Source organism: Streptomyces sp. So13.3, from assembly GCF_005860785.2.
In the GTDB taxonomy this organism is placed as follows: domain Bacteria; phylum Actinomycetota; class Actinomycetes; order Streptomycetales; family Streptomycetaceae; genus Actinacidiphila; species Actinacidiphila fildesensis.
Map to the genome: position 1 here is coordinate 625,921 of NZ_CP048835.1, position 20,241 is coordinate 646,161.

The 20,241-nt window shown below is 69.4% G+C and carries 24 protein-coding genes and 1 pseudogene; 9 read left to right on the forward strand and 16 right to left on the reverse strand.

Going from position 1 to position 20,241, the window contains the following annotated elements:
* Positions 1-10: 10 nt before the first annotated feature.
* From C8250_RS02850 to C8250_RS02870, 5 genes are all read right to left on the reverse strand, one after another.
* A complete protein-coding gene (locus C8250_RS02850; protein WP_138352347.1) occupies positions 11-733 on the reverse strand; it encodes a VOC family protein in 723 nt (240 codons plus the stop codon).
* Between the two features lie 172 nt (positions 734-905).
* Positions 906-2,192, reverse strand: coding sequence for a phosphatase PAP2 family protein (locus tag C8250_RS02855; protein ID WP_138352428.1), 1,287 nt, complete (start codon positions 2,190-2,192; stop codon positions 906-908).
* Positions 2,193-2,443: 251 nt separating this feature from the next.
* Positions 2,444-3,124 (reverse strand): class I SAM-dependent methyltransferase, encoded by a 681-nt coding sequence (locus C8250_RS02860; protein ID WP_138352346.1) that lies wholly within the window; start codon positions 3,122-3,124, stop codon positions 2,444-2,446.
* 160 nt (positions 3,125-3,284) lie between these two features.
* Positions 3,285-4,916, reverse strand: coding sequence for an alpha/beta hydrolase (locus C8250_RS02865; protein ID WP_138352345.1), 1,632 nt, complete (start codon positions 4,914-4,916; stop codon positions 3,285-3,287).
* 412 nt (positions 4,917-5,328) lie between these two features.
* Complete coding sequence (locus C8250_RS02870; protein WP_138352344.1) at positions 5,329-7,020, reverse strand: putative adhesin; 1,692 nt, start codon at positions 7,018-7,020, stop codon at positions 5,329-5,331.
* A 178-nt stretch (positions 7,021-7,198) separates the two neighbouring features.
* Here C8250_RS02870 and C8250_RS02875 point away from each other — a divergent pair, with 178 nt between their 5' ends.
* Positions 7,199-7,729: a GNAT family N-acetyltransferase gene (locus C8250_RS02875; RefSeq protein WP_138352343.1), complete on the forward strand. Its 531-nt coding sequence runs from the start codon at positions 7,199-7,201 to the stop codon at positions 7,727-7,729.
* Positions 7,730-7,767: 38 nt separating this feature from the next.
* Here the strand turns inward: C8250_RS02875 and C8250_RS42910 are convergent, their stop codons facing one another.
* Together C8250_RS42910 and C8250_RS02885 are read right to left on the reverse strand one after the other, a co-directional pair.
* Positions 7,768-8,025: a hypothetical protein gene (locus C8250_RS42910; protein ID WP_198357733.1), complete on the reverse strand. Its 258-nt coding sequence runs from the start codon at positions 8,023-8,025 to the stop codon at positions 7,768-7,770.
* 81 nt (positions 8,026-8,106) lie between these two features.
* Positions 8,107-8,325: a hypothetical protein gene (locus C8250_RS02885; RefSeq protein ID WP_138352342.1), complete on the reverse strand. Its 219-nt coding sequence runs from the start codon at positions 8,323-8,325 to the stop codon at positions 8,107-8,109.
* Positions 8,326-8,518: 193 nt separating this feature from the next.
* On the opposite strand from C8250_RS02885, the gene C8250_RS02890 reads away from it, so the two are divergent.
* A complete protein-coding gene (locus C8250_RS02890; protein ID WP_138352427.1) occupies positions 8,519-8,887 on the forward strand; it encodes a MarR family transcriptional regulator in 369 nt (122 codons plus the stop codon).
* 58 nt (positions 8,888-8,945) lie between these two features.
* On the opposite strand, the gene C8250_RS02895 is transcribed toward C8250_RS02890, so the two are convergent.
* On the reverse strand, positions 8,946-9,506 hold the full coding sequence (locus C8250_RS02895) for a TetR/AcrR family transcriptional regulator (protein ID WP_138352341.1): 561 nt from the start codon (positions 9,504-9,506) through the stop codon (positions 8,946-8,948).
* A 90-nt stretch (positions 9,507-9,596) separates the two neighbouring features.
* Here C8250_RS02895 and C8250_RS02900 point away from each other — a divergent pair, with 90 nt between their 5' ends.
* The gene (locus C8250_RS02900) at positions 9,597-11,111 is read left to right on the forward strand and encodes an MFS transporter (RefSeq protein WP_138352340.1); all 1,515 of its coding nucleotides are present in this window, start codon (positions 9,597-9,599) and stop codon (positions 11,109-11,111) included.
* Between the two features lie 103 nt (positions 11,112-11,214).
* On the opposite strand, the gene C8250_RS02905 is transcribed toward C8250_RS02900, so the two are convergent.
* A complete protein-coding gene (locus C8250_RS02905) occupies positions 11,215-12,015 on the reverse strand; it encodes a helix-turn-helix transcriptional regulator (RefSeq protein WP_138352339.1) in 801 nt (266 codons plus the stop codon).
* Positions 12,016-12,103: 88 nt separating this feature from the next.
* Between C8250_RS02905 and C8250_RS02910 the strand changes: the two genes are divergently transcribed.
* Positions 12,104-12,472 (forward strand): nuclear transport factor 2 family protein, encoded by a 369-nt coding sequence (locus C8250_RS02910; protein ID WP_138352338.1) that lies wholly within the window; start codon positions 12,104-12,106, stop codon positions 12,470-12,472.
* A 41-nt stretch (positions 12,473-12,513) separates the two neighbouring features.
* Here C8250_RS02910 and C8250_RS02915 read toward each other — a convergent pair whose 3' ends face one another.
* Complete coding sequence (locus C8250_RS02915; RefSeq protein WP_138352337.1) at positions 12,514-12,993, reverse strand: hypothetical protein; 480 nt, start codon at positions 12,991-12,993, stop codon at positions 12,514-12,516.
* A 91-nt stretch (positions 12,994-13,084) separates the two neighbouring features.
* On the opposite strand from C8250_RS02915, the gene C8250_RS02920 reads away from it, so the two are divergent.
* The gene (locus tag C8250_RS02920; protein ID WP_138352336.1) at positions 13,085-13,444 is read left to right on the forward strand and encodes a MerR family transcriptional regulator; all 360 of its coding nucleotides are present in this window, start codon (positions 13,085-13,087) and stop codon (positions 13,442-13,444) included.
* 141 nt (positions 13,445-13,585) lie between these two features.
* Positions 13,586-14,353, forward strand: a complete 768-nt coding sequence (locus C8250_RS02925; protein WP_138352335.1) for a maleate cis-trans isomerase — start codon at positions 13,586-13,588, stop codon at positions 14,351-14,353.
* Positions 14,354-14,398: 45 nt separating this feature from the next.
* Here C8250_RS02925 and C8250_RS02930 read toward each other — a convergent pair whose 3' ends face one another.
* Positions 14,399-14,590: a hypothetical protein gene (locus tag C8250_RS02930; protein WP_138352334.1), complete on the reverse strand. Its 192-nt coding sequence runs from the start codon at positions 14,588-14,590 to the stop codon at positions 14,399-14,401.
* A 278-nt stretch (positions 14,591-14,868) separates the two neighbouring features.
* On the opposite strand from C8250_RS02930, the gene C8250_RS02935 reads away from it, so the two are divergent.
* Complete coding sequence (locus C8250_RS02935; RefSeq protein WP_138352426.1) at positions 14,869-15,126, forward strand: hypothetical protein; 258 nt, start codon at positions 14,869-14,871, stop codon at positions 15,124-15,126.
* 70 nt (positions 15,127-15,196) lie between these two features.
* On the opposite strand, the pseudogene C8250_RS02940 reads toward C8250_RS02935, so the two are convergent.
* The 3 genes and pseudogenes from C8250_RS02940 to C8250_RS02950 all read right to left on the reverse strand — a co-directional run.
* A pseudogene (locus C8250_RS02940) lies at positions 15,197-15,526 on the reverse strand (aldo/keto reductase); the annotation flags it as partial.
* 11 nt (positions 15,527-15,537) lie between these two features.
* The gene (locus tag C8250_RS02945; protein WP_138352333.1) at positions 15,538-16,713 is read right to left on the reverse strand and encodes an epoxide hydrolase family protein; all 1,176 of its coding nucleotides are present in this window, start codon (positions 16,711-16,713) and stop codon (positions 15,538-15,540) included.
* A 119-nt stretch (positions 16,714-16,832) separates the two neighbouring features.
* Positions 16,833-17,300 (reverse strand): cupin domain-containing protein, encoded by a 468-nt coding sequence (locus C8250_RS02950; protein ID WP_138352332.1) that lies wholly within the window; start codon positions 17,298-17,300, stop codon positions 16,833-16,835.
* A gap of 196 nt (positions 17,301-17,496) precedes the next feature.
* Between C8250_RS02950 and C8250_RS02955 the strand changes: the two genes are divergently transcribed.
* Positions 17,497-18,027, forward strand: coding sequence for a GNAT family N-acetyltransferase (locus tag C8250_RS02955; RefSeq protein WP_138352331.1), 531 nt, complete (start codon positions 17,497-17,499; stop codon positions 18,025-18,027).
* Between the two features lie 14 nt (positions 18,028-18,041).
* On the opposite strand, the gene C8250_RS02960 is transcribed toward C8250_RS02955, so the two are convergent.
* Positions 18,042-19,043 carry a zinc-binding dehydrogenase gene (locus tag C8250_RS02960; protein ID WP_138352330.1) on the reverse strand — a complete coding sequence of 334 codons (1,002 nt, stop codon included), beginning with the start codon at positions 19,041-19,043 and terminating at the stop codon, positions 18,042-18,044.
* Between the two features lie 224 nt (positions 19,044-19,267).
* Between C8250_RS02960 and C8250_RS02965 the strand changes: the two genes are divergently transcribed.
* A complete protein-coding gene (locus C8250_RS02965; RefSeq protein ID WP_138352329.1) occupies positions 19,268-19,516 on the forward strand; it encodes a hypothetical protein in 249 nt (82 codons plus the stop codon).
* Positions 19,517-19,570: 54 nt separating this feature from the next.
* On the opposite strand, the gene C8250_RS02970 is transcribed toward C8250_RS02965, so the two are convergent.
* Positions 19,571-20,170, reverse strand: a complete 600-nt coding sequence (locus C8250_RS02970) for a sigma-70 family RNA polymerase sigma factor (RefSeq protein WP_138352328.1) — start codon at positions 20,168-20,170, stop codon at positions 19,571-19,573.
* Positions 20,171-20,241 lie beyond the last annotated feature (71 nt).

Consider the following 20,241-nt stretch of genomic DNA (forward strand, 5'->3'; position numbering starts at 1 on the left):
CCTGGCCGCGTTACCGGGGCGTCAGTACGCAGAACTCGTTGCCGTCGGGATCAGTCATCGCCACCGCGCCGAGCCCGCCCTGGCCGGTGTCGGTTCGGGTCGCGCCGTGGGAGAGCAGCTGGTCGACCTCTGTCTGCCGATCGCCGTCGGTGGATGGAGCGAGGTCGAAGTGCAGGCGGTTCCTGCCTGTTCTGGGAGCCACTGGTGGGCCGCCCCAGGTGATCTTCGGACCACCGTGCGGTGAGCGGATCGCGGTCTCCTGGTCCTGGTCCCAGACCAGCGGCCATCCCAGCGCTTCGCTCCAGAAGTACCCGACTTCCTGCGAACCGTCGCAGGCCAGGGCGCCGATGAATCCGCAGTCGGCGAGGAACTTGTTGCCCGGCTCGATGACGCAGAACTCGTTGCCTTCGGGGTCGGCGAGTACCACGTGACCGTCTTCCGGGGTCTGGCCGATGTCGATGTGCCGTGCGCCAAGACCGAGCGACCTGGTCACCGTCTGCTGCTGGTCCTCCAGGGATGTACTGGTCAGATCGAAGTGCATCCGGTTCTGGCCGGCCTTCCGATCCTGACTCGGCAGGAAACGGATGCGGAACCCGGTGTCATCACTGGGCAGGAGCATGATGCCGTCGTGTGGATCGTCGACCATCTCCCAGCCCAGGACCCCGGACCAGAACCTCGCGAGCCGCAGCGGCTCGCTCGCATCGAAACAGACCGCGAACAGTTGACACGTCATACCCTGCGCATCTCCGATCACTGACCGACCGCTGTCGACAGGGCGCCTTTGTCGGCCCCTCGAACGGGAGCCTATGGCGACCCCACGTCACCCGCATCCAGGTTTTCGCCCGCACGCCCTGGTGCAGCCGGGATGCTGAACGCGGTCAGCCCGCACCCTGGTGCGAAACGGCTCAAACCAGGACGGGTTGCGGTTCCGGTTGCTGCACCGGTGCGGCCTTCAGATCCCACAGCTTGGTGGTCCGCAGGTAGCCGTGCACCACCGACGCCATCGCGAGAACAAGAAGCGGTCCGGACAGCCACGCGTGTTCGGCCATTTCCATCGGCAGATAGCGATACGCCACCAGGAGCCCGGCGAAGACCGCTGCGCCGTGAGCGACCAGCCGTATTCCTGACCGTTCCCAGCCACGGTCGTGCGCGCGCAGCCCTGCCTCGATCGTGAAGGCGAACACCACGCCGGCAACGAGATCCGCACCGTAGTGATAACCGAATCCCAGCGTCGCGCAGAGCGTGGCGATCAGCCAGAACGTGCCCGCGTAACGCAGAGAGCGCGGGCCCTTGCGGGAATGAATGAAGATCGCGGTGGCCCACGCTGTGTGCAGGCTGGGCATGCAGTTGCGGGGGGTGACCGCGTCGAAGAGCACCGGGTGCGGGGCGGCGATCGGCGGCAGCGTGTTCGGCCACAGGTTGGCCAGCGCCCAGTGCTCGCCGCCGCCGGCGCCGATGCCGACGCCGTAGGCATAGATCGGTCCGACGACCGGGAAGAGCATGTAGATGGCCGGCCCGAGCAGGCCGATGACGAGGAAGGTGCGCACCAGATGATGGCGCGGGAAGCGGCGCTCGGTCGCCACATGGCGCAGCTGGTACAGCGCGACGAGGACAGCGGCCACCGCGAGCTGAATGTAGACGGCGTCGAGAAGATGGGTGCCGATCGGGCCGCTGGCCCTGACGATCCGGCCCATCAGCCACGACGGATTGCCCAGCGCGCGATCGGCGGTCGCCACGTACTGGTCGAGCACCATCGGGCGGGTCTTCGACGTGATGAGTAGCCAGGCATCGCCGGTCTTGCGGCCGGTCACCAGCAGCAGGCCCAGCCCGACGCCCTTCAGCAGCAGGACACGTTCCCGGCCGGTGCGATGCGTGACAGCGATGACCCCATAGCTCCAAAGCACCCACAACGCGCCGTTGCCGAAGGTCAGCCTGGAGTCGGCCGTCCACCGCACCAGGAAGAAGACGACGTCGATGCCGAGCGCGGCACCGAGCGCGATGAACCGTTGCCGCCAGGTGAGCACCAGCATCATCAACGCCATGCCGGCGTACAGCAGCGGCCCCGATTTGGGGCCGAATATCAACTCTTGCACCTGGTTGGTGATCGGCCCCCGCAGGCCGTAGCGGCGCGCGGTGATCTCCAGCGCGATGAGGAACGCGAGGGCCGCCACACTCACCGCGGCCCACAGCATCACCCGCGGTTGGCGCCATGCGGCGAACGCAATTCTGGAGTTAATTCGTGAAAACATGCGCGCTGCTATAGATATCAATTGTTTGGCCGATTTGTTAGATGTAAATAAAGACGCTCTTTGTGCTGGTCGGTATGGCTTTCTGGTGAATGAATGGGCGATCAGGGTGATCGTCGCGAGGTCGATCATCCTATCGGAGCGGGTGCGGGTGGGTTTCACCGGTCGCTGATGAAGCGAAGGTGGGCCAAGTGGTCTCAGCGCAGTCGGCGTGCGCGCAGCACCAGGTCGTCGGTGTGGTGCGCACCGGCACCGCCGTCGGGTGCGAGGCGCGGCCGCTGCTCATCCACCTCCACCTCCCAGTCGTCGTCGAGCAGGGCAGCGACCATCTGGGGCCAGACGTAGTCGGCCGGGTCGAAGCCGCTGTCGTCCGGGTGCTGGGTGTCCATGCCCGCGTGGTGCACGAGCAGCAGCACGCCGCCGGGCGCGACGGCCGCGAGCATCGCTCGCTCGGCCGCGGCGTCGGGGGTGCGCAGCAGGGCCGCGTACTGGGCGGAGACCAGGTCGAAGGAGCCCGGCGGGAGGGCCGCGTGCGCCAGTTCGGCGTGCACCCAGCGGACGGCGAGACCGGCGTCCCGGGCGTGGCCGGCCGCCCGCTCCAGCGCCACGCTCGAGACTTCGAGCGCGGTCACGTCCCAGCCGCCGCGTGCGAGCCAGAGCGCGTCGGCTCCCTCGCCGCAGCCGACGTCGAGGACCCGCCCGGGTGTGAGATCGGCGGCCTCCGCCACGAGCGCACCGTTGGGCCGGCCGCTCCACAACTGCTGCCGGTCGGCGTACCGGCTGTCCCACTCCTCCCGTACCGCGGGGTCCCCGGCATACCCGTCGGCGGGTGCGGGAGCGTCGGACGCGGGCGAACCTGTTGCGATGTCGTCGGTCATGCGCCCGCCGTCGCCCCTTGCGTCCCGCTCACGCCACTCCTGTTGCCGCCCCGGCAAAATTCCGGGCGCCCGGACCGTGGATCCCTCGGCCCGGGACCACATCGATCACCGTGAACCGCCGCGCCGCTCCTCGACCCTGCCGAGCGGCGCGGCGACGGCCTCATCCTCCTGCGCGCGGCGGCCGGGTCCCAGCGGTGGGCCCGGTGGTCGGGCAGGTGACATCCGCGGCGGGCAGCCTTCCGGTGCGCAGGTAGACGTTGACCGTGTTGTCGGCGCAGGTGTTGCCGTACGCGCCGTAGATACCGTGCCTGTCGGCACCGTCGACAGTGACCAGGCGCGAACTGGGCCACGCGCGATGCATCGCCGTGGCGCCGGCATAGGGCGTACGGGGGTCGCCCGTGGCGTTGACCATCAGCGCGGGAAGGTCGTGGCGTACGACGGTGGGGCGTTCGCGTGGCCGGTCCCAGAAGGCGCAGGGGCTGATGTCGTTCGTGAACGGTCCCACCAGCGGGTGGAGCTCACGGCTGCGCTGGACGTCGCGCCAGTAGACCTCCGGGTTGCGCGGGGCGGCCACGTCACCACAGAGGATCGCGGTCTGCACGCTGCCGTAGGCCGATGCCTCGTCGCCTCCCTTCAGCAGGAAATCCAGCGCCTCCGCGAAGTCGGCGTCGGGCTCGGCCCGTCGCCCTTCCGCCGCCTGCTCCAGGGTGCGGATCGAGGAGGCGAACGACCGCCGCGCCTGCTCCGTATCGTCCGACAGACCGTTGAAGACGACGAACGGCACAATGTGTTCGTCGAGCTGATAGGACACCGAGGACCCGCCACCGATCACCAGGGGCCGCTCGGTGGCGGTGCGCTGGATGCGGTCGATCGTGCCCAGGACGGCGTCACGGGTCGTGCCCAGGCCGTATGCGGAATCGTGCTCGGCGGCCCATCCGGCCCAGTGGCTCAGCGCCGTCTCGTTGGCGGTCTCGGTACCGACCAGCAGCCGGGGGCCGTACCGGGACGGGTCGATCACGCCGTCGAGGACCATGCGGTCGGTGCGGCCGGGGAACATCGTCGAGTAGACCTCACCGAGGTAACTGCCGTACGAGTAGCCGAGATAGGAGACGCGGCGCTCGCCGAGGGCGCCACGGACGACGTCCATGTCGCGGGCGGTGTTGCGGGTGGTGATGTACGGCAGCACGTCGGCGTTCGTCGTCCGGCAGCGGTCGGCCAGGTCCCGTTGGAACGCCGTCACGCGGTCGAACCCGGCTCGGTCCGAACCTGCCCAGCGGAAGGGGCTGCCGGTGGGCCATCCGCAGTCCAGCGGAGTGCTGCGGCCGACGAACCGGGGATCCATGCCCACGATGTCGTAGCGACCGCCCGCGTCCTTCATCGCGTCGTGCACCCAGGGCGGGTCGCCGATGTCCTGTCCGCCGGGGCCGCCCGTGTTGAGCAGCAGGGAGCCGATGCGGTGAGCGGTGTCGGTGGCCTTGATCCGCGAGACGGCGACGGTGATCGTACGGCCGCCGTGATCGGCGTAGTCGAGTGGCACGATGACGTCCGCGCAGCGGGCCCCGGCCTTCTCCAGCTCCTGGCCGGTGTCGTCGTCGGGGCCGAGGACACAGCTCTTCCACGCCAACGACTGGTGTTCGTAGCGGTCGAGTCCGGCAGCGGTCGTCGGGGCGGCGGCCGGGGGGTGCGAGACGGCGGCGGGTGGGGCCGACGCTGACGCCGGAATACCCGCCGCCAGCACGAACGCGGCAGCAAGGGTCGCCGTCACTGTGCGCGGATTGTTCACAAGTCCCATGCACACGACGCTAGGCCGAGCCGGTCGCCGGCTCACTCCGGCCAGCTCCCGGCCGCACCTGGTGCCAACCCCACCGCCGTTGATCGGGACATCCCCCGGCAGGTGACCGTGGACTCCGCGGCACAACGCCGGCCCAGTCCGGTGGCCTGGGCCGGCGTTCACCTCACACCGGTATCGGCATCTTGAGATGAGCGGTGGTCACCTTGGCGGTCCAACCGGGCTCGGCGGTGACCATCACGCCGGGAATGGGGTGGTCGGCGGGAAAGGCCTGTGCCGTTCCAGCGCCTCGCCCCGCGGTGTCGACCGTGGCGGCGGTGTGCCGCTCGTGCGGGGACCGGCCAGGGTGCGGTCCGCCGGGACCGCACCCTGGCGCACGGCCCGGCCCATCGAAGGGCGCGCGCGGCCGGGCTGGCTACCGCACCGTGATGGTGGTCAGACGCGTCATCTCCGGCCGCGCGAGGTAGGCCCTGAACGCACCGAGGTCGATGGCACCGGCCGTCAGCTGGAGGGTGCCCCCTGAGAAGCCCAGTTCCTCCACCGAGAAGGTGCCCCACACGGCGGCGGGGAACGCGGCCGCCAGGGCCGTGGCCCGTTCGGCGAACTTGAACTGGCCGGCGAGTTCGATGACCTGGACCGGTTTCTCCTTGCTCCAGTCCCTGCAGGCCCGCCAGTTGTCCGTGTCCGCGTCGTCCCAGAAGTCCGCGAAGGGATCGGTCGCGAAGATGTCCTCACTCTCCGAGGACGACGAACTCGCCACGACTGCGGCCTTCGGCGCCGCCTCGACCGCGGTCTGCTGCGCCCGGCGCACGACGGCCAGCTCGGCGGCTCGGTGGTCGGCCAGCCAGGCGGCCAGCGGGTCCGCCTCGGTATCGGGTGTGACCTGCGCCTTCCAGGCCGCCGGGTCCTTCGTCCTGGTCATGATGCCCAGCAGCCGCTGGGCGTCCGGGTTGCCCTCGAGGCGCTTCCACAGCGCCAGGCAGGCCGCCGGGCCGGCGGTGTGACCGAACGCCATGCAGGCGTTGAAGGAGTCCACATAGCTCGGGGAGAGCTGGGCCTCCGCCTCGCCGAATTCGGTGAGCGGAGACCGGTAGGAAGCGCCCGTGAACCAGCCGACCGGCTGATCGTGGGAGTCCCAGCCCTGCTGGTACACGTCGATGACGGGCACGATGTGGGTCGACCAGAACTTGAGCAGGTGGTTCCCGGTGGCCTGCGCCCGCTCCTGCGAGGTGAGGGCCGCCCAGCCGGCGCGGCGCTCGGCCGTGCCGGCGGTGAAGTAGGAGGCGACGAAGCGGTCCAGCGCGGTCACGGGCGCGGGAACGGCGGCCGGAGCGGGTTCCGTCCGCAGTCGCTTGGTCACCCTCGCGCGCGACTTCTCCGTCAGACCGTACAGATAGTTGAGGAAGTCCCACGCGCTCAGCGAGCCGCGGTACTGGCGGGCGTCGTGCAGGATCAGCAGGGACTCCAGCTTCTTGGAGGAGGCCAGGATGAACGACGCCTCGCGGGCGCCCGGGGCGGTGGAGGCGAGCTTGTGGAACGCGGGGATCGCCACGTCCGGGGTCTTCGTCATCCGCTCGAACCAGACCTTGGCCTCGTCGATGTAGCGCGCCAGGTGGGCGTTCGGCTCCGCGTAGGTGTCGGTCGCCGGGAACGTGGTCGTCATCTTGCTCTGCCCCGACTCGCTCGCCTTCCCCACGCAGAAGGCGAGCCGGATGTCGGTGTCGTGGACCCGGCCCAGGATGCCGTCACACTGATGCCGGCCGCCCGTGCAGCCCTGGAGGTCCGTGCAGAGCTGGGTCTCGTTCCCGAACCCCTCGGTGAAGCCGATGTAGATGATCGTGTTCTTCGAGGAGTCGACGGTGCGCATCCGCTGGTACTCGGGATGGGTGAGCGGACCGATCCGGTAGTTGTGGACCTTCGAGGTCTTCCCGGCCGTCGCGTCGAAGGTGGTCGGCGGCTCGAAGCCCCCTTGTGTGGACAGGACCGCCATGCCGATGGTGATGGCCAGCAGGGTGTTGACCTCTGCGTAGATGCCGATTCTGCTGCCGGTCGGGACGAAAGTGTCGGGCTCGCTGTAATTCCCGTGGCCCATGATGAAGGTGGTCACCTGCTACTCCCCCGGTTTGTGACTACCGGCCCGCCGAGCGGGCCCACCACGGAGCAATGTGCGCGAACCAGCCCACAACGTACGGGAGTTGGAGCCAATTGACCGACTCCGCCCGGGTACGGGCCGTCCGGCGAAAGTGGTTTGCCGACCGGGTGTCGCGTGGGTAGCGTCGCCGCCCGTGACCCCTACGCTGCGCACCGAGCGACTGCTCCTGGAACCGTATGTCCCCGAGGACGAAGAGGGCTTCGTCGCACTGTTCCAGGACACCAGGGTGTCGCAGTGGATGGGTGACGGCCCCGCCTCCGAAGCGGCGGACCGGGCCCTGTTCGGGCGGATCTTCACGAAGGTCTATGCCCAGGAGTTGTTCGATGTCTGGGCCGTCCGTCGGAACGGGCTCCTGGTCGGGCATGCCGAGATCAAGCCGACCGAGGTTTCCGGAGGCCACGAGATCATCTACGCTCTGGCGCCGGCGGCCTGGGGGTCAGGCCTGGGAACCGAACTGGCGGAAGCGATCACCGCCTACTGCTTCGGCACCCTCGGACTGTCCAGGGTTCACGCCACCGTAGCCGCGACCAACAAGGCCTCACTGACCCTGCTGGACAGAATCGGCTTCGAGCATGTCCGGGACGTCACCGAGGACGACGCCAGCACCACCCGCGTGTTGGTCCGCCCTCTCCACGCGAGCGACACGTCGCCCGTCGCACGATAGCGACGGGCGAGCGCGCGGCCACGACCGCCTGCCCCGGTTCAGCCGACACCGACGGTCTGTCGCTCGGGCTCGATCACGGCCACGACGCGCTCCGGTCCTCGGGAGTACGGCGCACCGGTGTACTTCGTCGAGATCCGGTCGATGATCGTCCAGGCCGCATCGCCCTCGATCCATTCGACGACGCCACGGCCGGCGACAAGGCGACGGCCTCCGGTCCGAGCTGACGAGCGGCGTCCGGGATCGCGATAGGCCTCACCGCACGAGCGGCGGCCCGCCTGCTGCCTCGGGATATCCACAGCTACGGCGGGCCGACGCTCGATCAGTACGGTCCCCGGCGTCGGGCCGGCTCCGCCGGCCACCTCGGGGATGCGGTCCCCTCAGTCGTCCTCGGACGTCTTCCCCGGCGCCTCGTCGGCGCGGGACCGTTCCGACTCGTCCCCCTCGTCGGCCAGGTCCGCCTGATCCGGAGGATCACTGGTCCGCGCGACAGGCGGCGTCGGCGCCGTGATCGTCTGCGGTTCATCGGAGCCCGGGCGCGTGCTCGGCTGGGAGCCGGGAGCGTGGGGCGTCTTCGTTTCGTCGTCAGGATTCGCCATGAATGACGTGTTCCCACTTTTTCCTGTTCAAACGCCCCGCGGTGCGCCGTCCCGGTGATGCAGCGGCCGGTGCCGCGACGACACGACCCAGGCCCGGCGGGCGTCGGCGAGCTGGGCGGGGACGGCACCGAACCACCAGGCCCTTGACCAGCTCGCCAGCGCCGCCTACGGCCTCAGTGCCGCCGACTCCCGACTGCGCGGTCGCGCCACGCGCACCCCCGGCGCGCTCTCCCTCACCCACGCGCGAGCCCTGCGCGTCCTCGCCGATCAGGGGCCGCTGCCGGTCGGCCGGCTGGCCGCCGCCAGGGAGACCACCGGGGCCGCCGCCACGCAACTGGTCAACGGCCTCGCCGCAGCCGGCCACGTCACTCGCGAACGCCCCGCGGGCGACAAGCGATCGGTCACGGTCGCCCTCACCGACAGCGGCCGCCTTCTGCACCAGGAGCGCCAGGCCGCCCTGACCCAGGACCTCGACACCGCACTCGCCCACCACGGCACCGTCGCCCTTGGCACCGCGACCGACGTACTGCGGGAGCTGGTGACCATCCACGACCGACTGTGACGACAACAACGCCTCCCGCCGAGGACCGTGGGCGAGAGGCGTGGCGCTGTCGCCGCGGTCAGCGCACCAGGGGGAGGAAGACCGTGTCGACGATCTCTTCGAGGACGTGGTCGGGTACGGGGGCGAAGGTCGTGAGGACCTCCTGGCGCAGCAGGTCGAAGGGAAGGGACTTGATGCGTTCGGTGAGGAGTTCCGGCTTGATCTCGCCGCGGTCGACGGCACGGTCGAAGAGCACGTCGACGGAGTTCTCACGCCCCGTCGCGAGGAGGTCCCGGGGGCTGGTTCCCGTCTCCTGGTAGTAGCCGGCCAGGTGCACGCTCATGACGGTGATGAACTGGACGCGGGTGGCGTTGATCTCCCGCATGAGGGTGAGGACGTCCCCCCGCAGGCTTCCCGTGTCGGGAACGTCGAGGCGGTTCTCCTCCAGGCTGCGGACGATGGTCGCCCGGACCAGCTCGTCGCGGTCGGACCAGCGGCGGTAGAGAACGGGCGGACTGGTGCCCGCGCGCTGAACGACCGCGTCCATGGTGAACCTGGCGTACCCGTTGGCCACCAGTTCTTCCCAGGCCGCATCGAGGAGCGCCTTCTCCAGTGCCGCTCCGCGGCGTCGTTCGGGCATCCATACCTCCTTGGATAGACTTGCCTATCTTATTCTAGCGCCCTACTCTGGCATCCGTAAGATAGACCTCTATATCTTAGGTGGCCGTTCATGAGTACTCCCCACGGGACCGGAACCGCACTCGCGGCGGCGGACCCCTCTCCTGGCTCGCCCCGGTCGTTGCGCGAGGCCTGGGTGGCCTTGGCCGGACTGTCGGCAGTGTTTCTGTTCGAGATGCTGGACAACTCGATCCTGAACGTCGCGTTGCCCACGATCGGACGCGATCTGCACGCTTCGACGATCGCGCTGCAGTGGGTGACAGGCGCCTACGCCGTCGTGTTCGGCGGGTTGATGCTGGCGTGCGGCGCGATCGCCGACCGGTTCGGCAGGCGACGGATCATGCTCATCGGGCTGGTTCTGCTCGGCGTGGCGAGCCTGGCGACCGCCTTTGTCTCCACTGTGGAGCAACTCATCGCCGTCCGGGTGGCGATGGGGGTCGCGGCCGCGATGACGACCCCGGGATCGATGGCGCTGGCATTCCGGCTGTTCGACGAGGACGGCCTGCGCGTCCGTGCGACCACCCTCATCTCGACCGTGGGTCTGGTGGGGCTCGCGATCGGCCCGACCGTGGGTGGCTTCGTGCTGGCGATCGCGCCATGGCAGGTCCTGCTGCTGGTGAACGTGCCGATCGCCGTGCTCGCATTCATCGGTGTGCGGTCCGGTATCGGCGCGGACGTCGCGGCCGATCTGCACCGCGATCCGGTGGACATCGCAGGTGCGGTGCTGGGTACGGCGACGATCGTGCTCGCACTCGTCGCACCGACGCTGTTCGTCCACCAGGGCGCCGCATCGTGGATCCCGTGGGCGACCACGGCAGCGGCCGTCGTGGCTGCGATGCTCTTCGTCCTCCGCGAGCGCTCGGCGCGTTACCCGCTCCTCGACCTCGAACTCGTTGCTCACCCTCTGGTGTCCAGCGGCCTGGCGTTCAAGGCCGCGGCCGGGCTGGCCACCGCCGGCCTCGGATACCTGGTGACGCTGCAGCTGCAGCTCGACTGGGGGTGGACGCCCGCACTCGCCGCTCTCGGAATGCTGCCGCAGGTCATCGTCCTCGTCGCGGGCGGCGCGTTCGTCAATCCGTTCGTGCAACGGGTCGGCCTCGAACGGGCCGCATGGCTCAGTGCCGCAGCGGTCGTGTTCGGGCTCGCCGTCTACGGTCTGCTGGGCAGGTTCGGATATGTGTGGGTCGCGATCGCACTCGTGCTCGTGGCAGCGGGAATGCGCGTGGTCGGCGTGGTCGCCGGAGTCAACGTGCTCCGTGGTCTGCCGAAGAATCGCACCACGATCGGCGCTGCCCTCGTCGACACTGCCACCGAAGTCACCTCCGGAATCGCCATCGCCGTCACCGGCACCATCCTCGCGGCCTTGTTCACCGGCAACCTCGCCACAGCGAACTGGAGCACGCAACAGACCGCGGAATTCCAGGAGGCGGTCACGATCGCGGGCCTCACGCTCACCGTCGTGGCCGCAGCACTCGTCGGCTGGGGAATCGTCCGTACGCGACGCGTCACGAACGGCCGGGCGACCACCTCCGCCGACGACGCGATCGGCGAGAAGGCCACGGCATGATGCGTCGATCGGGAGAACCGGCGCGGACCGACCGCCGCCGGGTCCTGGTCGCCCATCGATCCGTACGGCACGTTCCGACGCGACATCCTCCAGCGGGCCGTGCCTACTGCCCGTCGTCGCACCGGTCCCCCGCCGGACCGGCCATGCTGCGCAGGACGGCGGCGCTGTCGGCGTCCGCCGGATAGTAGGACTCGATCGAGATCTCTTCGAGCGTGATGTCCTGAGGGGTTCCGAACGTCGTGATGGTCGAGAAGAGTCGCACCTCGCCTCCGTCCAGCCGGAAGACCATCGGAATCGCCACCTCGGACTCCAGCCCAGGGGTTGATCCGGCAGGCTCGTCGTCCGCGAAGAACTCGTCGTACAGGGCGCCGATCACCGGATCACCGGTCCTGGCGACCTGGCGGGACAACCGGGCGCGAAAGAACGAGCGAACGTCCGCCAGGTTCACGATCCGGGAGGCGAGACCCCGTGGATCGAGCCCCAGCCGCACCATGTTGACCGGAGCGACAAGGAGTTGAGGGTTGACGTCGGCGAGGAAATGCACGACCGGTGCGTTGGTCATCAGAATGTTCCAACGCCGGTCCACGACCAGGGCCGGATAGGGCTCGTGCGCCTTCAGCACCCTGGCCACGGCGTCCCGAACGGCCGACATGTCCGGCTCGTCGAGCGGCCGTTCGCGATAGCGGGGCGCGAACCCGGCCGCCACCAGCAGCCGGTTGCGATGCCGCAACGGCACCTCCAGCTGAGCGGCGAGCCGCAGCACCATGTCGGCGCTGGGCCGGGATCGGCCGGTCTCGATGAGGCTGACGTACCGCGGCGAAACGCCCGCCGCCAGCGCGAGATCGAGCTGGCTCAGCCGTCGGCTGTGGCGCCACTCGCGCAACAGGCCACCTACCGTCTCCACAGCGCCGACCCTAGTCGTACCCTCCGACCACGTTCCATGAACTGCGAGTTCATCGACAGTCCCCGACCACCCCAGCACACTCGGGGACATGAGCACTGACTACAAGGAACTGGTCCTCACCTGCCTGGCGCGGTACGGCAAAGGCGACCTCGATGCCGTCGCGCCGCTCCTGCGCGACGACTACACGGATCACGGGCTGCCGTTCCGGACCACCACGAAAGCGGATTGGATCGCGGCAGCACGGAAGCTGCCCCTCACCGACATACGGATCGACATCCGCCGCCTTGTGGCAGAAGGCGACTACGTGACGATGTTCTCCCGGCGGTGGCTGCCCGGAGGCGGGCTCGACATCGCGGTGGCCGATGTCTTTCGCCTCCAGGACGGCCTGATCGCCGAGCGGTGGGAGATCGTCGAACCGATCACGGCAGATGCTCCAGATCCGGTGGCGACTTTGTAGCCTAGGGGGCCAGACCCGGTACAGGCCCGCAACCCCGTGCGTCACCGACTCGCGGCAGGGTGCGGGCGACCGTCGGCCGGGCCGGCAGGGGCATCCACCCGGTCGGTGCGCCGGTACCGCCACCACGGCGCGAGCTGTACGACGCCGAAGGCCACCTCGACGACGAAGAACAGCCAGAGCAACCGCATGGCACCGTGGGTCAGTGCGTACGCCTGCCACGCCGCGAACAGCGTGCGCGCGGCGCCGTCGAACAACCCGTGCACCGGCAGCGGCCGGACGATGCGCAGGACGGCCCAGACGACCACGACCGAACCCATCAGATTCGCGTACAGGGTCTGTACCGGGTCGAGTTCGGGCAGGTGGCCCATCCCGAGTGTGTCGCCCAGTGATGACAGCGCATTGTGCAGCAGCGCGTACGTCCACGGTGTCGCGAATCCTGCCGTGACGACGAGGTCGTACCAGGCGCTCGCCCGTACGACGTGAAGGTAGGACGGGCGTGCGGGGGTGAGGTAAGGGATCACGGTGAGGCTCCTGCTGTTCTTGGGGCAGCGACACCTCACGCTAAACAGTGGAGTACGGTCCAAGGTCAAGCCCATCGTGCGACGGAGGACCATGCGTATCGGAGAGCTGGCCGCGCAGGCGGGCATGACCAGGGACACCATCCGGTTCTACGAAAAGGTCGGCCTCGTCCAGGGCCGGCGGTTGCCCAACGGCTACCGCGACTTCCCGCCCGAGACGGTCGCCTGGCTGCACTATGTCCGCACCGCGCAGACGCTCGGGTTCTCCCTCGCGGAGATCGCACGGACCGGCGAGGAACTACGCGAGCACCCGGATACCGCGGAAGCGCTGTCGGCGCTGTTCGAGGAGAAGATCCACGTCGTCGACGCCCGCATGGCTGAACTCGCGGCCCTGCGGGACGAACTGGCCGCGCGCGTGGGCACCGGCTGCCCGCTACGGGCAGCACAGGGCTGATCCATCGCCAACCCTGCCCGCGGAAGTGCTGCCTTCCTCGATGGCACGACGAGGGAGCACCGCCGGGCCCAGGCGTCGCACTCCGGGCATGGAGCCCGCAGAATGGAAGGTGGAGAGCTCGCCGGTCGAGGAGTGAGCGCAATGTGGCGACCCGATGGCTGGGACGTACGGGTGCGCCTCGGCGTACTGACACCGCACGCCGACGTGGGACCGGAGTCGGAGCTGCGCGCGATGGCCCCACCCGACGTGGGCATTCACGCCGCCCGGGTGCCGTTCGGCGGTATACGGCAGGGCGGTGCCATGGACCCGACGATCCCGCTCGCCCCGGTCCGGGCCTTCGCAGATCCGCCGGATGTCGACGACGCCACCGAACAGCTCGCCACCGCGCCCGTTGCGGCGGTCGCTTTCGGGTTCACCAGCTCCGCGTACGTCATCGGTGCGGACGGCGAAGCAGCGATGCTCAGGCGCCTTTCGGCTCGTGCCCACGGACTGCCGGTGGTCGCTACCTGCGCCGCGGCAGTCGACGCACTGCACACCCTCGGTGCCACCCGCATCTGCCTGATCGATCCGCCGTGGTTCGATACCGAACTCGACGATCTCGGCCGGGCCTACTACCAGGACGCCGGATTCGACGTGGTGTTCTCCGCCCCCTGCGCGCTGCCCAGCGGACAGGCACTCATCCGGCCGGACGACCTGCACGACTGGGCGGCCGACCACGTCCCCGAGGGCGCCGAGGCCGTCGTCATCGGAGGCAACGGCTTCCGCGCCGTCGGCGCGATCGAAAACCTCGAGACCACCCTCGGCCGGCCTGTCCTCACCGCCAATCAGACACTGCTGTGGTCGGCCCTCCGCGCGGCCCGTACGAGCACCACCGAAATCACTGGCTACGGACAACTCTTCGCAGCCTGACGCCTCCCCAACTGTCCACACTGTGGCCGAATCAGAGCCGGATTCTCACCCGAGTGCGGGGTAACCGCGCGCCTCCCTCCCCTGTTGGGCACGTCGCACGTCGCTCCAGTCCAGCGCCGTCACCGCCTGATGCTGTACCTGTTGGGCGGCCTCCCGCGTCGCGGCCAGCACATCGCCGCGTTCTTCTATCAGGCGACCGTAGATCGGCGGGTGCTCTGTCACTTCTGCGTTGCTCATAGTGCTGGCTCCTGCCCGCGATCCGATGATCTAACGGACCGTACCCTGACGGATTCATTCCCCGCCGCGCACCTCCCACCGGGAGCACCGGTTCCGGCCCGTCCGGTCAGCCGTGCCGACTCGCGTGAGTAGCCGTACTCATGATCTCCCTCTTGCTTTCGGGCAGGCTGGGCGGACCAACCCATCGCAAGGGAGATCACGTGCGTACGACCAGCGGATCCCGTAAGACCGCGGCTGCGGGCGGCAACCGCCCGACGCGGTTCGTGCTCGGCCTCGCCATGGCCTGTGCGGCGGCCGTGGCCCTGACCGGCTGTTCCACCGAGGACGCGATCTGCGGTGGCGGCGAGTACCCGGTCCTGGCCGTGGGCACCACCGGTAAGGCCTGCGCGCCCAACGGCCAGGAGCCGCCGAAGGGGTACGTCCGTTATCCGGAGGGCAAGGTCCCCCAGCACGTCGGCGACACATGGGACACGTACTGGAACACCCACACGATCGACAAGAACGGCAACATCGTCGAGGCCTCCGCCACCGGATGACGGGGGCCACGGACCGCGCCGGCGGATCGGACGGCGCATCGGACGGGATCGGACGGGATCGGACGGCGGATCAGACAGCGGGCACCGGGGCGGTGGCGGCGATCAGTTGCTCGTCACGCAGGTCCTGCCAGAACGCGGCCGGGATCTTCTCGTCCAGGGCCGCCACGTCCTCGGCGATACGGCTCGGCCTGGTCGCGCCGGGGATCGCCGCGACCGTGGCGGGGTGGGCCGGCGAGAACTGGAGAGCGGCGGCCTTGATGCCGATGCCGTGCCGCTCGGTGAGCTTCTTGATGCGGGTCACCTTGTCGATGATCTCCGCGGGTGCCTTCTGGTACTCGAAGTGCTGACCGCCGGCGAGAATGCCTGAGCTGTAGGGCCCGCCGACCACCACGTCGACGTCCAGGGCTCACCTCAGCCCTCCGCAACCGCCCGGTAGGGGCGGAAGAACGCGCGCAGCTCCTCCGCGTAGAGCTCGGGCTCCTCGAAGGCGGCGAAGTGGCCACCGCGCGCCGGCTCGGTCACGCGCACGACGTTCGCCGTACGCTCCAGCCACGCCCGGGGAGGGCGCACGATGTCGCCGGGGAAGAGCGAGAAGCCCGACGGCACCTCGACCCGGCGGGCGAGCTGCGCCGGTGGGATCGCGGCGTTCGCGTGGTACATGCGCATCGACGAGCCGATGGTCCCCGTCAGCCAGTAGATCGTGAGGTTGGTGAGGATCTCGTCCTTCGTGAAGGACCGCTCGATGTCGCCGTCGCAGTCGCTCCACGCCCGGAGCTTCTCGACGATCCACGCGGCGAGACCGGCCGGCGAATCGGTGAGCCCGAAGGCGGCGGTCTGGGGCTTCGTACGGTGCATGGCGGCGTAGGCTCCCTCGGCTCCTCCCCAGGCCACAGCGCTGCCGAGCCAGGCGCGCTCCTCAGGGGCGAGGTCCGCCGGGTCCCCGGCGAAGACGGGGACACCCGCGTCCGTACGGTGGACGGCCACCACCCGGTCGGGGTGGTCGAGCGCTAGGTAGCGGCTCACATGGCTGCCGATGTCCCCACCCGCGGCGCCGAATCGCGCGTAGCCCAGAACGCTCATGAGTTCGGCCCACAGGCCGGCGACGGCGATGGAGTCGAGGGGCGGACCGGTGGGGCGGTCGGAGTACCCGTACCCCGGCATGTCGGGCACGACGACGTCGAACGCGTCAGCGGGGTCGGCGCCGTGCGCGCCCGGGTCCGTCAGGAGCGGGATGACCTTCGCGTAGCGCCAGAACGAGTCCGGCCAGCCGTGGCTGAGGACCAGCGGCAGGACGGGTCCGGCCGGCGCGACAGCGCGGACGTGAGCGAAGTGGATCCCGAGGCCGCCGAGCGGGACGTGGTAGCGGGCGAAGCGGGCGAGTGCCGCCTCCTGCGCCGGCCAGTCGAACCCGTCCGCCCAGTACGCGACGAGCTCACGGAGGTAACCGAGGTCGGAACCGAGCGACCACCCGGCGTCCTCGGGCGTGTCCGGCCAGCGGGTCACACGCAGCCGCGCCCGGAGGTCTTCGACCGCCCCTGGGGCGGTCTGCGGGATGAACGGCTCGGGGCGGGGCGCGGCGTCCGGCATGGGCGCATGCTAACGCGGCGGAGACGACCGGGACGGGCAGGCGGGCCGATGACGACATGGAGTTACCCACGCCCTTGAACCGGTGGGCCGGGCGCCCTGGGGGAAAGAGCCGCCCGGGGTCAGCGCGGGGGGCCGACGATGATCTGGCCGTAGGCGTCAGCGGCTTCGGCCAAGCGTTCCGGGGAGATCTGGAAGCCCTCGGGCCGGGGTGTGGACAGATCGCGTCCTGCGTGGCGGAACATGCCCTCGATGCCGCCAGGGGTGCAGATCATCAGCAGGTCGGCGGTGTCGGAGGTGATCCGGTAGCCGTGCGGGACGTTCTTGGGGAGATAGACGATGCCGCCTTCGGAGAGTTCCCATTCCTCGCCGTCGGACCACACCAGGGCTTCGCCCTTGAGCAGCATGAAGACCTCGTCCTCACGGGTGTGCAGGTGATACGGCGGCGCCTCGCCCTTGTTGACGGCGAATCGGCCGACGGTCAGTTGGCCGTCGGTGGCCGCGCTGTCCAGCAGAACGGAGAAGACTCCGCCGTCGAGCCATTCGAGCTTCTGCTGCTCATCGGGCTGCGCAAGGTAGGCCATGCTCATGAGGGCGTCCATTCGAGGGGGATCAGGGCGATGACGGGCTGACGCGTTCGGCCGTCCCGCCCCGAAATGATCGCACTCGGCGGCCTGCTCGGGCGGATCCGTGCCCACATGACCGCCGTCCCGCCCCGTTCCGCAGCCCCGCGCCGCAGAGCGGCACCCCCTGCATGATCCGTCCGACGGCCCCTAAGCTTTCGCCATGAACGACACCACACATGGCATACAGATCAGACCGGGCAGCCTGGCCGACGCACCAGCCATTCTCGACATGCTCGACGCGGCAGTGGCCTGGATGAACGCTCGCGGCAACACCGAGCAGTGGGGCACGACACCGTATTCGCGGCGGCCCGGCGGAGTGGCACGGGTCGAGCGGTACACGACGGAGAACGCCCCCTACATCGCGGAGTTGGACGGAAGACCGGCCGGAGCCCTGGTGCTGGGTTCCGGACCCAACCCACAGGTGCCGATCGCGCCGGCCGGCGAACCCGAGCGGTATGTGCGGCTGCTGGTCTCCGACCGCCGCTGCGCCGGTCTCGGCATCGGGGCGGCACTGCTGGCTCATGCCGCCGACGAAACCCGGCGGGCCGGTGTGGAGCTGCTGCGCGTCGACTGCTGGGCGGGCGGCGGGGGCGAACTGGTCGCGTTCTACGAGCGCAACAACTTCGAACCCACCGACCGATTCCTGTTCAAGGAGTGGCCCGGACAGGTACTGGCCCGTCGGGTCGGCTGACCACCGGATGCCCGCTAATGCCGGACGCGGACGACGAGTTTGCCCGTGGCGCGATCGTGTTCCATGTCGTCATGGGCTTGCGCCACCTGCTCCAGGCCGTCGTAGACGCGATCCACGGGGAAGGCCAGCTGCCCTGCCGCGACCGCGTCGAGGATCTCCTGGAAGGTTTCCCGGGGCAGATCGGCGGCGTCGCCGAAGTAGCCCGCCAGGCGCACGCCTCTGGGCAGGTACTCGTTCGGGGAGAAATCCCGCACCGTCCACTGGTTGGACAGGCTGCCGCCGAAGCAGGCCGTGCCGTGCACGCGCACCGCGCGCAAAGTGTCGGGCAGGGTCGGCGTGCCGACCAGATCAAGGGCGGCGTCGACGCCGTCCGGATACAGCTCGCGCACGGCGGGCGCGACCTCGCCGGTGTCGAGCAGAGGGTGGTCGACACCGTGCTCCTTCAGCGAAGTGAGGCGATCGGCCCGCCGGGTGGTGGACAGCACCGTGGCGCCGCGCCAGGCGGCCAGAGCGGCGGCGGCCAGGCCCACCGAGGACGTTCCGCCGCGGATCAACACGGACTGACCGGGCTTCAGGTCCAGGCCGATGGTGAGCGAGCCGTTGGCGGTCTGCACCATCTCCGGCAGAGCGCCCAGCACCTCCCAGGGGAGGTCGGTGTCGACGGGGATGACCTGCGACAACGGCACCGAGGTGTATTCGGCATAGCCGCCGTCGAAGGTGCGCCCCATGTCCCCCATCATGGCGACGACCTTCTGCCCAGGAGCCAGTCCGCTGCCGGCCGGTGCCGCGTCGACGGTGCCGGCGGCCTCGATACCCGGCACCCGGGGGAAACTGACACCCGTGCTCACACCCAGCCGCAGCTTCAACTCCGAGCGGTTGAGGCCGAACGCCTCGACGCGGATGCGCACCCAGCCGTCCCTCTCGGGTGGGAGGGGGAGCGTGGTCAGCCGCAGGTTGTCGACGGGGCCGGGGCCGGAGAGTCGAACGGCGCGCATAGTGGTCGGCGAGGACGTCATGAGCCTGCCTTCTTCCCGAGCTAGAAGAGTCGATCAGCGGTCATCAACATGCGGCCGCTGCGGCTTCATTCCCGACTCCCCCGGGTTTCCGCCTGTTGGGACCTGCCCTCGTCCGTTCGGGCGGGACTTCGGGCCGGCCGGCCCCAGGGGCGTACTGCCGCTCTGTCGGTGCTTTGAGGTAAGAAGGGAGAATCAAACAGACCTGGTCAGAGGGGGGTTCGAGAATGGGGCCACGGAATCGGCCGTTGCGGGCGCTGGAGCACGGAAGCGAAGCGGACGCTTTCGCGGGCCTGACGGTGCCGCTGCGGGTCGCCGCATCGCTGCTGGGGATCTCGACCTACACGCTCGACAAACTGATAGCCGACGGGGTGTTCGTCGTCGAGCGCGAGGACGGTTCGCCGCAACGGGTCATCGCCCTGCCGCGAGTCCTGGCGGTCCGCCGCTGGATGCTCGACGGCTCCGCCACGCACTGAGGCAGTACGAAGACCTCGTCCACGCGGGGGCATGGTCGCCCCAGCGTCAAGGGCTCAGACGTCGTTCCGGAGCCGGTCGCGCTGGATCTGGCAGGCGAGGGCGCGACGCACGGAGGCCGATCCGGTGGCGGTGACCTGCTCGGGGAGGTCGAGGCCGCGGCTGATCTCGTCGTACGCGTTCCGGTATCCGCCGGGCAGCTCTGCCCGGTGCAGCCTCAGGTCCTCTTCGACGAGGCGGCGCAGCTCGTCGACGTTCTGGGGCGTGAAGCGCTTCTTCCCCCTGGCGAGGGCGTTGACGTAGCGCGCGCTGCGGGCGGAGTCGACGGTCTCGGCGATCTCCTCGGCGAGGCCCCACAGGCGTCCTTCGAGCCATGGCACGTCGCGCTGGTCGAGGGAGAAGGTCGCCGCGGGCAGTGGGTCGCCCAACCTGTATTTCGCCACCTGCTTGGAGACAGCCGGCTGACTCATGTCGGTGAGCTGGGCAATCCTGTCCTGGGTCCAGCCGAGGTCCGCAAAGATCTTGATCATGTCGGCGCGCAGCTTCCGCATCTCCTCGCCCGCGCGGATGACCTCGTTCATGTCGGCGAGCATCCGTTCGGCCTGCGCCTCGGTCAGCCCCTCGGGGATCTGGTGCGTGTTCTCCTCGCCCGTCATGACCCGGTTATATACCCTGAGCACCAGGCCGTCATAACCGGGTTGTATAACGTGGTTATAAGTGTCAGGAT

What these genes read in the sequence shown, in the direction of transcription:
- C8250_RS02945 (WP_138352333.1), bottom strand. Translation starts at nt 16,713, where the DNA reads ATGCCGGACGCCGCGCCCCGCCCCGAGCCGTTCATCCCGCAGACCGCC.
- C8250_RS02955 (WP_138352331.1), top strand. Translation starts at nt 17,497, where the DNA reads ATGAACGACACCACACATGGCATACAGATCAGACCGGGCAGCCTGGCC.
- C8250_RS02885 (WP_138352342.1), bottom strand. Translation starts at nt 8,325, where the DNA reads ATGGCGAATCCTGACGACGAAACGAAGACGCCCCACGCTCCCGGCTCC.
- C8250_RS02900 (WP_138352340.1), top strand. Translation starts at nt 9,597, where the DNA reads ATGAGTACTCCCCACGGGACCGGAACCGCACTCGCGGCGGCGGACCCC.
- C8250_RS02910 (WP_138352338.1), top strand. Translation starts at nt 12,104, where the DNA reads ATGAGCACTGACTACAAGGAACTGGTCCTCACCTGCCTGGCGCGGTAC.
- C8250_RS02855 (WP_138352428.1), bottom strand. Translation starts at nt 2,192, where the DNA reads ATGCTGTGGGCCGCGGTGAGTGTGGCGGCCCTCGCGTTCCTCATCGCG.
- C8250_RS02970 (WP_138352328.1), bottom strand. Translation starts at nt 20,170, where the DNA reads ATGACGGGCGAGGAGAACACGCACCAGATCCCCGAGGGGCTGACCGAG.
- C8250_RS02860 (WP_138352346.1), bottom strand. Translation starts at nt 3,124, where the DNA reads ATGACCGACGACATCGCAACAGGTTCGCCCGCGTCCGACGCTCCCGCA.
- C8250_RS02850 (WP_138352347.1), bottom strand. Translation starts at nt 733, where the DNA reads ATGACGTGTCAACTGTTCGCGGTCTGTTTCGATGCGAGCGAGCCGCTG.
- C8250_RS02935 (WP_138352426.1), top strand. Translation starts at nt 14,869, where the DNA reads ATGGCCTGTGCGGCGGCCGTGGCCCTGACCGGCTGTTCCACCGAGGAC.
- C8250_RS02920 (WP_138352336.1), top strand. Translation starts at nt 13,085, where the DNA reads ATGCGTATCGGAGAGCTGGCCGCGCAGGCGGGCATGACCAGGGACACC.
- C8250_RS02895 (WP_138352341.1), bottom strand. Translation starts at nt 9,506, where the DNA reads ATGCCCGAACGACGCCGCGGAGCGGCACTGGAGAAGGCGCTCCTCGAT.
- C8250_RS02925 (WP_138352335.1), top strand. Translation starts at nt 13,586, where the DNA reads ATGTGGCGACCCGATGGCTGGGACGTACGGGTGCGCCTCGGCGTACTG.
- C8250_RS02865 (WP_138352345.1), bottom strand. Translation starts at nt 4,916, where the DNA reads ATGGGACTTGTGAACAATCCGCGCACAGTGACGGCGACCCTTGCTGCC.
- C8250_RS02930 (WP_138352334.1), bottom strand. Translation starts at nt 14,590, where the DNA reads ATGAGCAACGCAGAAGTGACAGAGCACCCGCCGATCTACGGTCGCCTG.
- C8250_RS02965 (WP_138352329.1), top strand. Translation starts at nt 19,268, where the DNA reads ATGGGGCCACGGAATCGGCCGTTGCGGGCGCTGGAGCACGGAAGCGAA.
- C8250_RS02950 (WP_138352332.1), bottom strand. Translation starts at nt 17,300, where the DNA reads ATGAGCATGGCCTACCTTGCGCAGCCCGATGAGCAGCAGAAGCTCGAA.
- C8250_RS02960 (WP_138352330.1), bottom strand. Translation starts at nt 19,043, where the DNA reads ATGACGTCCTCGCCGACCACTATGCGCGCCGTTCGACTCTCCGGCCCC.